Origin of the sequence: Acinetobacter sp. OYA S30 (genome assembly GCF_033599315.1) — a bacterium.
Taxonomy (GTDB): domain Bacteria; phylum Pseudomonadota; class Gammaproteobacteria; order Pseudomonadales; family Moraxellaceae; genus Acinetobacter; species Acinetobacter baumannii.
Map to the genome: position 1 here is coordinate 82,468 of NZ_JAWVAV010000009.1, position 16,821 is coordinate 99,288.

12 protein-coding genes are annotated in these 16,821 nt (G+C 39.6%); all 12 read right to left on the reverse strand.

Annotated elements, in window-relative coordinates; translation table 11 throughout:
- Positions 1–60: 60 nt before the first annotated feature.
- The 12 genes from R5R67_RS06945 to pilQ all read right to left on the reverse strand — a co-directional run bounded on the left by R5R67_RS06945 (position 61) and on the right by pilQ (position 16,816).
- Entirely contained in the window at positions 61–1,371 is a 1,311-nt protein-coding gene (locus tag R5R67_RS06945) for an O-antigen ligase family protein (RefSeq protein ID WP_000914628.1), read from the reverse strand.
- A gap of 57 nt (positions 1,372–1,428) precedes the next feature.
- Complete coding sequence (locus R5R67_RS06950; RefSeq protein ID WP_000993717.1) at positions 1,429–1,863, reverse strand: pilin; 435 nt, start codon at positions 1,861–1,863, stop codon at positions 1,429–1,431.
- A gap of 339 nt (positions 1,864–2,202) precedes the next feature.
- The gene (locus R5R67_RS06955) at positions 2,203–2,763 is read right to left on the reverse strand and encodes a TPM domain-containing protein (protein WP_000258955.1); all 561 of its coding nucleotides are present in this window, start codon (positions 2,761–2,763) and stop codon (positions 2,203–2,205) included.
- Positions 2,757–3,836, reverse strand: a complete 1,080-nt coding sequence (locus R5R67_RS06960; protein WP_001246378.1) for a TPM domain-containing protein — start codon at positions 3,834–3,836, stop codon at positions 2,757–2,759. Before R5R67_RS06960 ends, R5R67_RS06955 begins: the two co-directional genes overlap by 7 nt.
- A 21-nt stretch (positions 3,837–3,857) precedes the next feature.
- A complete protein-coding gene (locus tag R5R67_RS06965) occupies positions 3,858–4,448 on the reverse strand; it encodes a LemA family protein (RefSeq protein ID WP_000846931.1) in 591 nt (196 codons plus the stop codon).
- Between the two features lie 130 nt (positions 4,449–4,578).
- Entirely contained in the window at positions 4,579–5,466 is an 888-nt protein-coding gene (locus R5R67_RS06970) for a metal-dependent hydrolase (protein ID WP_001017326.1), read from the reverse strand.
- Between the two features lie 175 nt (positions 5,467–5,641).
- On the reverse strand, positions 5,642–7,063 hold the full coding sequence (locus tag R5R67_RS06975; protein WP_000840833.1) for a glutamate synthase subunit beta: 1,422 nt from the start codon (positions 7,061–7,063) through the stop codon (positions 5,642–5,644).
- A 69-nt stretch (positions 7,064–7,132) separates the two neighbouring features.
- Positions 7,133–11,608 (reverse strand): glutamate synthase large subunit, encoded by a 4,476-nt coding sequence (gltB, locus tag R5R67_RS06980; protein WP_001139948.1) that lies wholly within the window; start codon positions 11,606–11,608, stop codon positions 7,133–7,135.
- A 459-nt stretch (positions 11,609–12,067) separates the two neighbouring features.
- A complete protein-coding gene (locus R5R67_RS06985; RefSeq protein WP_000218796.1) occupies positions 12,068–12,943 on the reverse strand; it encodes a hypothetical protein in 876 nt (291 codons plus the stop codon).
- Between the two features lie 15 nt (positions 12,944–12,958).
- Complete coding sequence (gene aroB, locus R5R67_RS06990; protein ID WP_001193995.1) at positions 12,959–14,041, reverse strand: 3-dehydroquinate synthase; 1,083 nt, start codon at positions 14,039–14,041, stop codon at positions 12,959–12,961.
- Between the two features lie 28 nt (positions 14,042–14,069).
- Positions 14,070–14,639 (reverse strand): shikimate kinase AroK, encoded by a 570-nt coding sequence (aroK, locus tag R5R67_RS06995; RefSeq protein ID WP_000643712.1) that lies wholly within the window; start codon positions 14,637–14,639, stop codon positions 14,070–14,072.
- An 11-nt stretch (positions 14,640–14,650) separates the two neighbouring features.
- Positions 14,651–16,816, reverse strand: a complete 2,166-nt coding sequence (gene pilQ, locus R5R67_RS07000) for a type IV pilus secretin PilQ family protein (protein WP_001017035.1) — start codon at positions 16,814–16,816, stop codon at positions 14,651–14,653.
- Between the last annotated feature and the right edge of the window lie 5 nt (positions 16,817–16,821).

The following is a 16,821-nucleotide window of genomic DNA, read 5'->3' on the forward strand; positions in this document are numbered from 1 at the left end:
ACCCTAAAGAAAAATGTATGAGTCTATATGAAATGGCTTTGATAAATTTTACTTCAAAAGTTAAGGAATTTTTGAAGCTGGTACTAAGTGCTCCGCACCACCATAAAACCAAAAGTTTGGAGCCATTCGTCCTCCATAGCTTCCGCAACTCCAACAAGTTAAATCTTGCCCTAAATACATTATTGTGATGTATAAGAATAAAACTCCCCATAAAGCAATCAGTATTTTTGTCGACCTAGAAGAATATTGGGAACTAGAAGTTAACTCTCTATGAGAAAAAGTAAAAGCTATAAATAATACACAGGCAATTTGTGACGCTGGGTACACCATACTACCTGAGAACATTGCATCAACTAAAACGGCGATCACACCAACTTTCAAAATTAGTGAAACAGTTTTATCTTTAAATAAACCAATTAATTGGGTCAACATCCATATACAGAATATGAGACCTATAATGCCCCATTCAAAAATAAGTCTTAAATATAGATTATGTATATGATGTCCATACGCATACTGTATTTTAGACAAGTATCCACCACCAACCCCAGTAAATGGGTGCTGTTTCCATTGTTCAAATACAAACTTCCACATTTCTGCGCGCAGCGATGTTCCCGTTCGTATTACAGTCATTGTATTTTTTTCAGCTAAAAAAATAGTGATTTTATAAATAAAAAAAGCTAAAAAAATATAAATACAGCTTTGCAAAATAAGCTTTCGATTTTCTTTAGAATATATAAAGAGAACTAACAATCCTGTCATTACCGCAAGTAAAGCAGACCTAGCTCCATCAAAAAACCATGCTAAAGCAAAAAAGAAAATTACTATAGGGTAAAAATAAGAGATATAAGGATATTTCTTATTTTTTAGATAAATCAGGAAGAAAAACAAGGGAACAATAACACTATCATAAATCCGAATCGTGCCAGAGTTAAACTGCCAATCAAACCATTGTTGATGGATAATAAAATTAAAAATAGAAATCAAAATAAATAAACATGGAATAATTGCTGTAACTACAATTAGTGCAATACCATGCTCTATATTTTTTATATTCCTTAACTCATATGTTAAGGCAGAAAATATAAAAAGTAATGCTATCGCAGACCAAAGCTCTTGAAACTCAAAAATTCCCCAATTTATGTGTTGAATTAATATAAATACCCCAATAATAAAAAAATTAATTTGACTATAAATTGAGTATTTTAGTTTTTTTGCGGAGATTAATATTAATAAAGCACATAACGCTAAAGGAAACTGCAATAAACGAAGTTCATCATATTGAAAGACAGACCAGCCAATTCGATATCCCAATAGTGCTGTAATAAGATAGATTACTATCACAAACAGTAAAATATTTTTCTTTAACATATTTATTTTCTTCAATAAAAAAGAGAGGCCGCAACCTCTCTTTTTATTAATTAACTATTAAGAAGCACCACATGATTTAGGACGTAAGTTTTCAGCTACATCAGTTTTACAGCGCCAAGCACCTGTCGTACCATTTGTAGCATTATCTGCATCACGGATCCATTCAATTTTTTTACCATTAATTTGTGATGTACCTTTCAATGTACAAGTAATATTACTTGCACCATTAGTTCCAATATTGGCTGTAATAGCACAAGCATTCGTAGATTGTTGTAAACCTAAAGTTGTTACATCAGTTAATGCCGCAGTTAAACCTTCTGCTAATTTAGTTTCTGCATTTGTCTTACCAGCAGTAATATCAGCTAAACCAGTACTTACTTGTGACTTAGCAATGTAGTTTTGATAAGCAGGAATCGCAATTGCTGCCAAAATACCAATAATGGCAACCACGATCATAAGTTCGATTAATGTAAAACCTTTTTGTGCATTCATAGCCTTTTCCCCAAAGATTGTATGTATGTTTTTATATAAGCTTTTCAGCTATCAAATATATTGCAGCAACCATGCCAACTTTTATTATTGTTAAAAAACATAAACTTATAATTTATAAAGCCTTATTTTAGTAGTTTAAGCTGTAATTAACTGACAAAAATTGTCACTAGGAATTATTAGGACTGAATCACCGATAAAAATTAATTTATTGCCTATTTCATTTTTTTAATATCGAATGTGATAAAAATCTCTATAATAATAATCAAATAGGTGACATTTTTTGTCAGCCACCTTATTGAGCAAAAATTCTAAAAACAGTTAAATTTTTGAGTCAATCATTTAATTAATAATGATAGGTGCGTTACCTAATTCATTTAATTGATCTGGCATGTTTTCATCGTAAAAGCGTGACATCACTTCTCCAATTTGCTGAACTCCTGTAACTACCGCTTTCTGATATTGCTTTTGTTGAAGCTGCTCTACAATCGACTTACAAATCTGCTGCCATATTTGTTCAGTAGTTGCATTTCTAATCCCACGATCAAAGATGATTTCTACTGTACGTTCACACAAATTTAAATAGAGCAATACACCACTATTGAGCTCTGTATCCCAAACACCCAGTTCTGCAAATAATTGCTGGGCTCTTAAACGGGTATTTTGTCTATACGCTTGTGAACATGGGATATGGCCTTCTATGACAACCTGTATTTCGCCAACATGCCCATGCTCTGCTTGCTGTACAGCCTCAGCAATAGCTTGTTTATCTTGTTTGGAGAAATATTTGCTACTTGCTGGTAAATAACAAAAATGCTTAAACCAACGTTTTAAACTTGGCTCTACATATTCCTCAATTTTTGGCTGAGTAATAATTTGGGTTGTTTCTGATGTTGTTACCATGAGCCTGAAGCACCTCCACCGCCAAAACGTCCACCGCCGCCGTAGCCTCCGCCACCACCGCCAAAGCCTCCTCCGCGTCCACCGCCACCAGCTCCGCTCAGAATAGCCTGTAAAATCAGTTGGGCAATTGAAGTTATGAGTAAAAAGAAAATACCAAAACCCAGTAGTAAACTCATTACTACGCCAGCACCATTTACGAAACCAGCTACCGCTGCCGCAACTCCTGCTGTTGACGCGCTAAGTGGTCGACCAACAATAAATGATCCCACAACCCCAGCAACAAGAATAAATAAAGCCATTGTAAGCGTAGTTTGTTTCGCTTGTTGTTCTTCGGCAGCTTGATGTTGGCGTTCTTTTAAATCTTGAGCAGCTTGCTGAGCAACTTCCGGATCTAAATTTAAAATTCTTCCAATTTCATCAAGTCCTGCATTTAGTCCTTGAGCATATTGGGCTTGTTTAAAATAAGGGGTAATTTGATTTCGAATAATTCGACTTGCAACAATATCAGGTAATACTCCTTCTAAACCGTATCCAGTTAGAATCTGTATTCTATGGTCATTAATTGCAACTGCGATAAGTAAGCCATTATCTCGTTTACTCGAACCGAGTTGCCATTTTTCACCTACTCGCAAAGCATAATCAAAAATATCTTCTTGACCTGTAGTCGGTACAATCACAATACCTATTTGTGCTTTACCTTGCTGGTACAGATTTAAGATTTTCTGGCTAAGCTGTTGTTTTTCGGTTTCACTCAAAACGTTAGCTTGATCAATGACAGGTTGATTTAATGTTGGTAAACCGCGAATCGATTCACCATCAGCCATATCATTTGCAACTTGCGTTTGAGGTGTGACACTCGAAGCTGCCTGAGAATTTATTTGAGGCTTAGATGCTTGAGCTTGCTGCTGTTGAATAATTTTGCCTGCCACTACCGTATCCGCTTCATCGGTAGCAGTGGCAATATTATTCTCACTCCAAGCCGCATTCTGAAACAGAACACCACAGCAGAGAACAATTAAGGTAATAACGAATACCCTAATTTGCTTAGACTGAAGCAATATAGTATTTCTCATGCGGCACTCCTTTGATTTAAATTAATCAAAAGAAACTTTTGGAGCCTGCTGAGCAGATGCTTCTGCAGAGAAATTGGCTTTAGGATGCATGCCAATCACTTTTGCTGTTACTGCTTGTGGGAACTGACGAACATAAGCGTTATAGTCCTGAACAGTTGTAATATAACGATTACGGGCAACAGCAATTCGGTTTTCTGTTCCCTCAAGCTGAACTTGCAATTCTTGGAATTGGGTATTGGCTTTTAAATCCGGGTAGTTTTCTGAAACGGCAATAAGTCGAGATAATGCCCCAGTTAACTGGCTTTGTGCCTGTTGATATTTTTCAAGTAATGCTGGATCTTCTAATACTTCTTTATCAACCTTCAAGCCTGCAACATTGGCACGTGCTTGGGTAACTTCTGTTAAAACCTGTTCTTCATGTTTAGCATAACCTTTTACAACATTTACCAAATTTGGAACTAGATCGGCACGACGTTGATATTGGTTTTGTACCTCAGACCAAGCCGCTGTTACAGCTTCATCTTTAACCTGTAAAGTATTATAGCCACAGCCTGAAAATAATAGGGTACTGGCAAGTGTTGTCGCGATAGCAAGTTGTTTAAACGTTTTCATCGTCACATTATCCTCAAGTTTTTCTTTATATTTTTAACCACTTTTCCCGATTGTATGACGATTTTGGCATTATTGTGTTGCTTTTATTTTATAGATTTAAAAAAACCGGATTTTTAAATCCGGTTTTTTATTAGCTTGGTCTTGGATTTTTTTCCTCTTGGAAACTTGTCATTTGATATTCATCAGCCAAATAGCTTTTCCAATAATCGACCATATGGCCATAATCTTTTTGACTCGGGTGGAAGTCTTTTTTGTAATAAGCAAAATATTCAGGAGTTAGCTGTATAAGCATTTTAGCAAGCAAATATAGCCCAAATAAGTTACCTCCGATTTTAGGTAAGCTCTTCCATTTATCTTGCCAAAATAGCCGTGTAGTGCCATAAAAAGTAAGACTTGCAAACCCTGTAGTGACACTCCGCATGAGTAAACGACGAATACGGTCATCGCCATATACCTGTTGATAGACATCGAATGCAACTGAACGATGCTCAATTTCTTCTATAGCATGCCAAACCCAAAGCTTTAGCGCATCTTGATCCAAAGTTTTTAGAAGTTCTGGATGCTGTAAAATATATCCCCCCAGCAAAGCCGTAAAATGCTCAAATGCACATGTCAGTGCTAGCTGCAGCTTAGGAGAAATTGTTCTTAAATACTTGTCACGCTCATTCAACCAGTTTTGAAAGCGATCCAGATTATAGTCATCACGACGCCAAGCCTCATTGAACTCTCCATGTGCTTTCGAATGCATTGCTTCTTGCCCAATAAATGCCGCAATCTGAGCCTGTAATTGAGGGTCGGAAACTTTGTCACGTACATTACGCACGCTATTTACAAAAAACTGTTCTCCCACGGGAAATGTTGAAGAGAGTGCAGTTAAAAAATGGGACATTAAAGGCGAATTTGCAAAATAATAGCGTTTGATAGCTTGAGGGTTAAACTCAAGACGACGTACTGTAATACCCAACGCTTTTCGACGATTTAAATATGATTTTTCTGCCGTCATGCCTGCGATGTTCATATTCAACACCTATTGTATTGAAGAAGGAAGTTTTGAGTATCTCTTGCGACTAAGGGGCTAAACAGGGCAAAAAAGCTTATTGTATTTGCCAAAAGCATCAAACTGACTAATGGTAAAAAAATAAAGCCTGCATATCGCAGGCTTTATCAAAAACTTTAATAATGATTTTTTTAGATTAAACACCAAGGTAATCTAAAATACCTTCAGCAGCTTGGCGACCTTCCCAGATTGCTGTAACTACAAGGTCTGAACCACGTACCATATCACCACCAGCAAAGATTTTTGGGTTTGAAGTCTGGAATTTAAATTCCTGCTGTTCAGGTGCAACAACACGACCAGAACCATCAAGATTAATATTCACACTATCAAACCAGTCAGCAGGGCTTGGACGGAAACCGAACGCTAGCAAAACTGCATCAGCAGGTAAAACTTCTTCAGAACCCGGAATTGGCTCAGGGCTACGGCGGCCACGACTATCTGGTTCACCCATTTGTGTCGTTACCACTTTTACGCCTGTTACCTTACCATTTTCGCCAACAATCTCGATTGGTTGACGGTTAAATAAGAACTTTACGCCTTCTTCATACGCATTTTTTACTTCACGTGCAGAACCCGGCATATTACTTTCATCACGGCGGTATGCACATGTTACGTCGTGGGCACCTTGACGTAATGAAGTACGGTTACAGTCCATTGCGGTATCACCACCACCAAGAACAATAACTTTCTTACCATCCATGCTAATGTATTCACTTGGGTCCTTTTCCCATCCCTGACAACGGTTCACGTTAGAGATTAAGAAATCAAGCGCATCATAAACACCGTCAAGATCTTCACCAGGGAAACCACCTTTCATGTAGGTATAAGTTCCCATCCCCATGAATACTGCATCATATTCAGCAAGTAATTCATCAATCGTGACATCTTTACCAATTTCAGTATTTAAGCGGAATTCAATGCCCATGCCTGTGAAAATTTCACGGCGGCGTTTCATGACATCTTTTTCCATCTTGAATTCTGGAATACCAAATGTTAGTAAGCCACCAATCTCAGGACGCTTATCAAATACCACCGGTTTAACACCACCACGAGCTAAAATGTCGGCACAGCCTAGGCCTGCTGGACCTGCGCCAATGATTGCAACTTTTTTACCTGTCCACTTCACATGTGACATATCTGGGCGCCAACCCAAAGCAAAAGCTGTGTCATTGATATATTTTTCAGCATTACCAATGGTGACTGCACCAAAGCCATCATTTAAGGTACAAGCACCTTCACACAAACGGTCCTGCGGACATACACGACCACATACCTCAGGTAAAGTATTTGTTTGATGGCAAAGCTCAGCAGCCTGGAAAATTTGGCCTTCAGCAATGAGTTTTAGCCAGTTTGGAATGTAGTTATGTACAGGACATTTCCATTCGCAATATGGGTTACCACAACCTAAACAACGGTGCGTCTGATTAGTTACAGTTTCCGAAGTAAAAGGTTTATAAATTTCCACAAACTCTGCTTTGCGGACAGTAATATCTTTTTTCTCTGGATCTTGACGTGGTACATCCAGAAATTGAAAGTCATTATTTAGGCGTTCTGCCATGTCTCTCTCCGTGGGTAGGCGCGGATTTCCTTGTTGCCCGCACCTGCCTATGTCTTTGCAGTCGTGGAATTATTGTGGGTCAGCTTGTGTAGTTTTCAAAAGCGATTGCAAGTTAGCAGCTTTTGGTTTTACAAGCCAGAATTTACGGCTGTAGAAGTCAAACTCGTTGCGGATTTTGTAAGCCCAAGCACTACCTGTTTCCTTGATGTGCTCGTCAATAATACGCAATAAGAATTCTTTATGATCTTCCATAGATTCGGTTGAAATACGGGTTAAGTCAATTAACTCGTGGTTGTAGTAATCTACAAAGTCATTATCGAGGTCAAGCACGTAAGCAAAACCGCCTGTCATACCTGCACCGAAGTTATGACCCACTTTTCCAAGCACAGTCACAACACCACCAGTCATATATTCACAGCAGTGGTCGCCTGCACCCTCAATAACAGCGAACGCACCAGAGTTACGAACTGCGAAACGCTCACCTGCTGTACCTGCAGCAAATAACTTACCGCCAGTTGCGCCATACAAACAAGTATTACCAATAATTGCTGTATTTTGTGTCTGGAAAGGTGAACCTTTTGGTGGGAAGATCGAAATACGACCACCAGCCATACCTTTACCTACATAGTCATTTGCATCACCTTCAAGACGGATGTGCAAACCACCAGCATTCCAAACACCAAGTGACTGACCAGCAGTACCTGTTAGGTTCATTACAACCGGATGTGCTTCCATACCCAAGTTGCCATAGCGACGAGCAATCTCACCCGATACACGTGCACCAATTGAACGGTCACAGTTCACGACATTAAAATTGAATTGACCACCAGCGCTTGACTCGATTGCAGGAAGCATTTCTTCGACCATTCTTTCAGCCAATACGCCCTTGTCAAACGGTGCATTACCTTCTACTTCACAATACTGTGCTTTACCTTCAGCAGCAGGATGAGAAGTTAATAATGCACTTAAATCAAGATGAGCATGTTTCTCTGTTTCACCCGGTAAGACTTCAAGTAAATCTACACGGCCAATTAAGTCTTTAAGTGAAGCTACACCAAGAGCTGCCAACCATTCACGCGTTTCTTCTGCAATAAAGTGGAAGAAATTAATGAGCATTTGTGGTTCGCCAATATAGTGCTCTTGACGTAAATGATCTTGTTGAGTCGCAACACCGGTCGCACAGTTGTTTAAGTGGCAAATACGTAGGTATTTACAACCTAATGCGATCATTGGTGTAGAACCAAAACCGAAACTTTCAGCACCTAAAATAGCCGCCTTAATAACATCAAGACCAGTCTTTAAACCACCGTCAGTTTGTACACGTACTTTGCCACGCAAGTCATTTACACGAAGTGCCTGATGCGCTTCACTCAAGCCAAGCTCCCATGGCGAACCTGCATGGTGAATTGATGAAAGCGGAGACGCAGCAGTACCACCGTCATAACCTGAAATGGTAATAAAGTCTGCATATGCTTTAGCAACACCTGCAGCAATTGTACCTACACCCGGCTCAGATACTAACTTCACAGATACCATTGCTTTCGGGTTAACTTGTTTCAAGTCAAAAATCAGTTGCGACAAATCTTCAATTGAGTAAATGTCATGATGCGGCGGAGGTGAAATAAGTGTCACGCCCGGAACAGAGTAACGTAAACGTGCAATCAAGCCATTCACTTTACCACCTGGCAACTGACCACCTTCACCCGGTTTTGCACCTTGAGCAACTTTAATTTGCAAGACTTCAGCAGAAGTTAAATATGCAGGTGTTACACCAAAACGACCAGATGCAATTTGCTTGATTTTCGAGTTACGAATTGTGCCGTAACGCGCAGGATCTTCACCACCCTCACCAGAGTTTGAGCGACCACCAATGGTATTCATGGCAATTGCAATTGCTTCATGGGCTTCTGGAGAAAGCGCGCCTAATGACATACCTGCCGAGTCGAAACGAGGTAAGATAGCTTCAACCGATTCAACTTGCTCAACCGGAATTGGATTGGTTGTTTTTAACTTAAATAAGTCACGAATAGTCGCGATCGGACGGTTATTCACTAACTCGGCATATTCTTTAAAGTCTTCGTATTTGCCAGAACGAACTGCCTTATGTAGCGAGTTAATCACGTCTGGGTTAAACGCGTGGTATTCTTTACCAAATACGAATTTCAGCAAACCACCTTGATCAATTGGTTTACGGTTAGACCAAGCTGTAGCCGCTAATTTTTTCTGGTCATTTTCAAGATCAACAAATGTTGCACCTTGGATACGACTAGGAACACCTAAGAAACATTGATCTACAACTTCAGAAGATAAACCAACTGCTTCAAATAACTGACCACCACGGTAAGAAGCTACTGTCGAGATACCCATCTTTGAAAGAACTTTTAATAAGCCTTTCTCGATACCTTTACGGAAGTTTGCCTGTGCATGGATTGGATCACCTAAAAGCTCACCTTTAGCAATCAAATCATTGATTACATCATATGCAAGGTATGGGTAAATGGCAGTAGCACCAAAACCGAGTAACACCGCAAATTGATGTGGATCACGTGCAAAACCGGTTTCAACCATAATGTTTGCATCAGTACGCAAACCAGTTTTTATGAGGTGATGGTGTACCGCACCTGTTGTAAGCGCAGCATTTGCAGGTAAATAACCTTGACGAATGTTTTTATCAGTTAAAACAATTAAGGTCTTACCATCACGAACAGCTTGTGCAGATTCTTCACAAATACGAGTAATCGCAGCTTGTAAACCTTCGGTTTCAGCATAGTTCAGATCAATATCAACCGCCTCATAACCCGCACGTTCAATGCTACGAATTTGCTGCATTTTTGAATTTGATAAAACCGGGCTAGAGATGATGATACGATCAGCATGCTCAGGACCTTGTTCGAATACGTTCTGCTCACGACCCAAACAGGTTTCAAGTGACATAACAATTGACTCACGTAATGGGTCAATTGGCGGGTTTGTCACCTGTGCAAACTGTTGACGGAAGTAATCGGTCACATGACGTACTTGACGAGACAATACAGCCATTGGTGTATCGTCACCCATAGAACCCACAGCTTCCTGGCCGCTCTCAGCGATTGGACGTAACAACTGATCGCGCTCTTCAAATGTCACCATAAACATTTTTTGAGCCGCTTTTAATGCATCGCCAGTTAAACCTTTATCAACAAGTTGTTCTTCAAGTTCCGGGTTTGCATTTAAGCGAATCGCATGGTCACGCAACCACTCACGGTACGGACGCATGTTTTTCAAGTGATTGCTAACATCTTTAGTATCAAGCACTTTACCTGTAAGGGTATCAACAACCAAGATTTGACCAGGACCTACACGACCTTTTGATACTACATCTTCTGGCTCATAGCCCCAAACACCAATTTCAGATGCCAAGGTAATGTAATCATTTTTGGTAATAACCCAACGCGCAGGACGTAAACCATTACGGTCAAGCATACAAATCGCATGACGACCATCTTGAATAACGAGGCCTGCCGGACCATCCCAAGCTTCCATATGTTTTGAGTTGAACTCATAGAATGCACGCAAGTCTGCATCTAAAGTTTCAACGTTCTGCCAAGCTGGTGGCACGAGCATACGTAAAGCACGGAATAAATCCATACCACCGCCCACCAGAATCTCAAGCATATTATCTAAACTTGAAGAGTCCGAACCTGTACGGTTTACAATCGGGTTAAGCTCAGTCAAACCTGGTAATAATGGGTTTTCAAATTTAGGAGTACGCGCCAATGCCCAGTTACGGTTTGCTGTAATTGTGTTGATTTCACCATTATGCGCAAGATAACGGAATGGCTGAGCTAATGGCCAACGCGGTAATGTATTTGTAGAGAAACGTTGGTGGAATACCACGATATGTGATTTTAAACGCTCATCTGCCAAGTCTGTATAAAACTCGGCAATCGCCGCAGGCATCATTAAGCCTTTATAGCTAATAACTGTCGAGCAAAGCGTAGTCACGTAAAATAACGGATCATTTTGGAGTTGTTGTTCCGCACGGCGACGCGCCAAGAATAACTTACGGTTAAATTCAACCTCAGTTACGCCCATTGGGCAGTTGACGATGACTTGCTCAAAAGCAGGTAAAGATTGAAGCGCGATTTCACCCAATGCATCGTTGTTTGTTGGAACGATACGCCAAGCAAGTACACGTAAACCTTCTGACTCAATTTCTTTCGTTAAAATATTTTTAGAGTGCTGTGCTAATGCTGGATCAATATTTAAAAATACCGTACCCACAGCAAAAATTTCACTCAGTGTAATATCACTCAGTTTTTTTGCTTCATCACGGAAAAATTGCTTTGGCATCGCCAATAATAAGCCGCAACCATCTCCCGTCTTGCCATCTGCGGCAATACCACCACGGTGCGTCATGCAACTTAAACTGTGAATCGCGGTTTCTACTAGATGATGACTTGATTCACCCTTCATATGGGCAATCAGTCCAAAACCACAGTTATCCTTAAACTCATCAGGCTGATATAAACCTTGAGCGGGAGCTACAGTATTAGGCGATGGCATGTGCATAGCGTACCCTTCTTTCAATAAGGCTCTTTCGAGCGTCAAACAAACAACTTCTTTTTGCGATAGTGCCTATGGACGATAGTTAGCTCAATGTTTCGCAAAAAAAAATTTTGGGCGGATAAGCCAATATACGCTGTTCCATTTTTACGTACACTGGTTTTGCTAGAAAAATGTTTTGACTTATTTCGCACTCTTTTAAAGCAGTTCGACCCCACGACTCTGCATAGAATTCACTTCTTAGAGGCTAAAATAGTTTGCAGCACATTAATAAGCACAACAATAAAGCAAAAAGTGTGCCAAAATAGAAAAATAGGCCTAAATCTTTATATTTATTATAAATATAATTATTTTATTCACGTTATCATGTTAAAAAATGACTAAATATGCACCACATCTGGTCAAAAAATATTAATACACCATATATTTGCACTATTTTAGAGCACAAATTAAGGTGATTTAGTTCCCTCTTGTGCCCTCATTTGTAGCATTTTTGGGTTGATTCTCATTAACCCGTGTCTGTGCAGGTTTATTTGGCTGATCAATATTAGAATTCGATTGCTGTACATCAACCACATTCCCTGCCGCATCACGACGCACAATAGTAGTTTTTGTAGCTGAGTTATTATTAGCAGGTTTTGGCTGAGTGTTTAGGGTACCACTCGCTGGAGCTGACATTAATAAAGATTCATCAATTCTAGGCAAAGCCGCTGGACGCAATCTAACTTCATATAACTGATTATTGCCACCTTTCATCTCATCTGCCCCCAAATCATTTACCAGTGGGGCATAACTTGAGAACTGCTGTGGCTGAGGTTTAACCGAATCAGGTAACTGCAAATTAATCTGTGTTAATTGCTGAACCGCATCTTCTGAACGTTTGAATGTTCCGTAAGCCAACACATACTGTTCTGCTTGTTGTTCTCCGCTTAAGCGGAAATAAATAAACTTATTACGATCAGTACGACTTTTTAAAAAGTTTTTAATGATGTCTTCATCAGAAGCTCTGAATAACTCAAGCGTCCATTGTTTTTTATTTTCATTAATAAATTTTGTGCCACGAAACTCAGGCTCATGTTCACCTGACGCCACAGTTCGCGTTGTTAAATCCAGTGGACGAACCTCGTCAGCTAAAGCACCTAAGTTAGGAGTGGTTGCAACTTTCTCTGGCTGAATTTGTACAGGTGCATCGGAATCAGCTGACTTTTCAACCTCAACCAGTTTTTTATTATCAGTTATGACCCAAAAAATAAAAGCAAGGAATAAGCAGACAATACCACCAACCAACCAGATATATTGTTGAACATTCTGCCAAAGTGTACGTGATACAGTCATGCTTTACCTTATTTGTTATCCGTGTTGATTCGCCAAAATAGCTTGTTTCATAAGTTCAACATCAAAGTCCTTAGTAATTACAGCTTGCCCAAGTTGTTTTAACAACACCAAACGTAATTGCCCATTAAGAACTTTTTTGTCATGAGCCATATATCCAAGGAAATCATCCAATGGAATTGGTGGACATGATATCGGCAAATTCGCACGTTGAATGATTTTTTTTGTACGTGCCACATCTTCATTTGAGATCCAACCCAAACGTTGTGATAAATCTGCCGCCATAACCATTCCAGTTGCTACAGCCTCACCATGCAACCAAGTTCCATAACCTAGATACGACTCAATCGCATGGCCAAAAGTATGACCTAAGTTAAGTAAAGCACGTTCACCTTGCTCTTTCTCATCATTGGCAACAATGCGGGCTTTATGAGCACATGAACGATAAACAGCCTCTGCTAAAAGGTCAGCATCTCTTGCAACTAGGCCATCCATATTTTCTTCAAGCCAAACCAGGAAATCTTCATCACCCAAAAGTGCATATTTAATTACTTCGGCTAAACCGGCCGAGAGCTCACGTTCTGGCAATGTATTCAATTGTGCCATGTCAGCTAAAACGACTTGTGGTTGCTGAAAAGCACCTAACATATTCTTGCCAAGCGGATGATTAATTCCTGTTTTTCCACCAACACTTGAATCTACTTGTGAAAGTAAGGTCGTAGGAACCTGTACAAAATAAACGCCACGTTGGAAACAAGCAGAAGCAAAACCAGCCATATCACCAATGACGCCACCACCTAAAGCTAAAACCGTACAATCGCGGTTAAAACCAGCTTCAAGCAATGCATCAAAAATTAAGTTTAAATGCTGAATATCTTTATACTTTTCGCCATCAGGTAAAATACAGGTCGCAACCGTTTTACCTAGACTTTCCAAAGCTTCCTGATAGTGGCTTAAATATAAAGGCGCAACCGTAACATTACTCACAATCATGACCTGTTGACCATGAATATAAGGCTCTAGTAATTGTTTCGGGTCAAGTTGGCTACCAATGAAAATAGGATAACGGCGTTCGCCTAATTCAACATGTAAAGTTTGCATGAATTTATAAAACCACTAGTCAGTTCGTCTATTTTAACTTGTTCGATAGAATAAGTTGCAAAATCTTTTGGGCAAGATCACGTGCAGCACCTTGATTCGTTTCAATCGTATAGTGTGCAACTTCACGATACAGAGGATCTCTGATCTTTAATAAATCCCGCAATTTTTGTTCAGGATTTTCAACTTGTAATAAAGGTCTATTTTTATCGCGATAGGTTCTTTGTAGTTGTAATTCGACAGGAGTATATAGATAAACAACGATTCCACGTTGCTTTAAAAACTCCCGATTAGGCGCCTGAGTAATAGCACCGCCACCTGTGGCAAGCACTAATGCCTTACGTGAAGTAAGCTCATTTAAAACGACAGTTTCACGCGTACGGAAGCCGACTTCTCCTTCTTTTTCAAAAATCCAGGGAATAGTAGCCCCTGTCTTGCGCTCAATTTCATGATCACTATCTAAAAATTCACGCCCTAATAGTTCTGCTAAATGACGTCCAACGGTTGTTTTTCCTGCCCCCATGGGCCCTACCAAATAAATATTTGGTAGGGTTTCAAACGCTTTGCTTGGCAAGGCGCCACCTATTTCAATTGCTTTCATTAAAAAATATATTAATGATTTCTCGCTAAAGTGTCATTAACAATTCGTGGTGTAACGAAAATCAGCAACTCTTGTTTATCATCAGACTTTACATCTTTTCTAAATAAACGCCCAACAACAGGAATATCACCAAAGAAAGGAACTTTGGTTTGTGAATTCATAGTCGTTTGCTCAAAAACACCACCCAAAATGACAGTTTCGCCATTATCTACCAATACATTGGTGTTGATATTATTTTTATTTAAAATCAACTCTCCATTTGGAGCCGCACCCGCTACAGAATCCTTAGAAATATCCAACTTCATTTGAATCTTGCCATCAGGTGTAATACTTGGTGTCACATTTAAACTCAGCAAAGCATCTTTAAAAGATGTTGTAGCAGTTGAACCTGCTGCAGAGTTAGTTGTAGATTGATATGGAACTTGTTGACCAGTTGCAACTTTCGCTGTTTGTTTATCGGCAGTCATGACTTTAGGGGTAGAAATAACCTCACCATAACCATCCGCTTGTAAAGCAGACAATTCAAGATCTAACATAAAGTCAGACATACTAATCAAGCCAAAAGCAATACTTCCTGCAGGATTAGAAACTCCTAAATCCACGTTTAAGTTATCTGGGCGCTCAATCGTATATTTATACCCACCTGTAGTTTCATCTTTTTTAGGTTCGCGTAAATTCCATAAAGTTGTTTCACTACCGCCAACCAGCAAATTGTTGTTATTGGTAATACCTTGCGACAGAATGCCCCACTTCACACCAAGTTCTTTGGTAAATGACGTAGAGGCTCTGACAATACGTGCCTCAACCATAACCTGTTTAACTTGCACATCAAGCAAGTCAATCATTTTACGAATTTGATCAATTGACTGAGCAGTATCATTAATAATAAGAGTATTGGTTCGGTCATCTTGAGTAATAGTGCCACGCGGGCTAAGCAAACTACCCACATTATTGCCTAGACTATCAACTCCAGTATTTAAATTGGTTGAAGTTGAGGTCCCTCCACCAGAAGTATGCTGTAAGCCATTACTATTATTTGAGCCTTGTGTAATGAGACCCATAATATCGCCAGCTTTAGCATACTTCAGTTGAATATACTCAGTCTGTAAGGGTGCAAGTTTGACACTTTGTGCAACAGCTTTCGCTTCTTCTTCTTCCGCCTTAATCAATTCTGCAACTGGAGCAATCCAAATCACATTGCCATTACGGCGTTTATCAAGATTTTTAGTTTTTAAAATAATATCAAGAGCCTGATCCCAAGGTACATCTTTTAAACGTAGTGTGATATTACCTTGTACACTATCGGCAGCTACCATATTGATGCCTGTAAAATCAGCAAGTAATTGCAACACACGACGTACTTCAATATCTTGGAAGTCTAATGAAAGTTTATTTCCTGAATAATTCGGCGTTTTATATAAAGAGGTAACATTTTTATCTTGGGGACGTTTCAAACTGATCGTGAGCTTATTCTCTGCCTGATAGGCCATATATTCATAGCTACCAGAGGACTGGATAGTTATTACACCAACCCCTTTATCATTATAAGCATCGATACTTGAAACGGGGGTTGCAAAATCATTTACATTTAAGCGACGTGCTAAATGTGTCGGGATTTTTGTACCTATTGTTCTTATAACGACTTTACTACCCTGCTGCTGAACATCTACAGGCGTATTACTTCCTAAAAGATCTACAACAACCAGGCCTTCTCCCTGACTACCACGTTGAAAGCCAATATTTGAAACACCTTGTGGTTGAACTGAGACCACAGGTAGCGGCTTATTACTTGTTTGAGCAGAATTAATTTTTAAAATAAAGGTATTACCTTCGACTCGTGTTGTAAATGCTCCAGCATCTTTTAGGTTTACAGTTAAACGTGAACGCTGGTCATCTGAAGTAACATCTACAGAACTTGCCTCATTAGTTGCAACACTAATTTTAGACTGTTTTAAACCTTGCTGAGCCTTATCAAAATCAAGTATTAAACGTGAAGGATTTTCAAGTTGGTAAGCTTGTGGTTGTGGTGGCAAGCCATTAAACATGACTCTAATTTCTGTGCCCTGACCTGCAATTTGCATTGGTACAATGTTGGTCATGCTGACCTGTGCAGATGCAGCCTGCATAATCGCAATAGCTACAGCCCCCATAGAAAACTGACGGAATACGTGATTCATTGTCT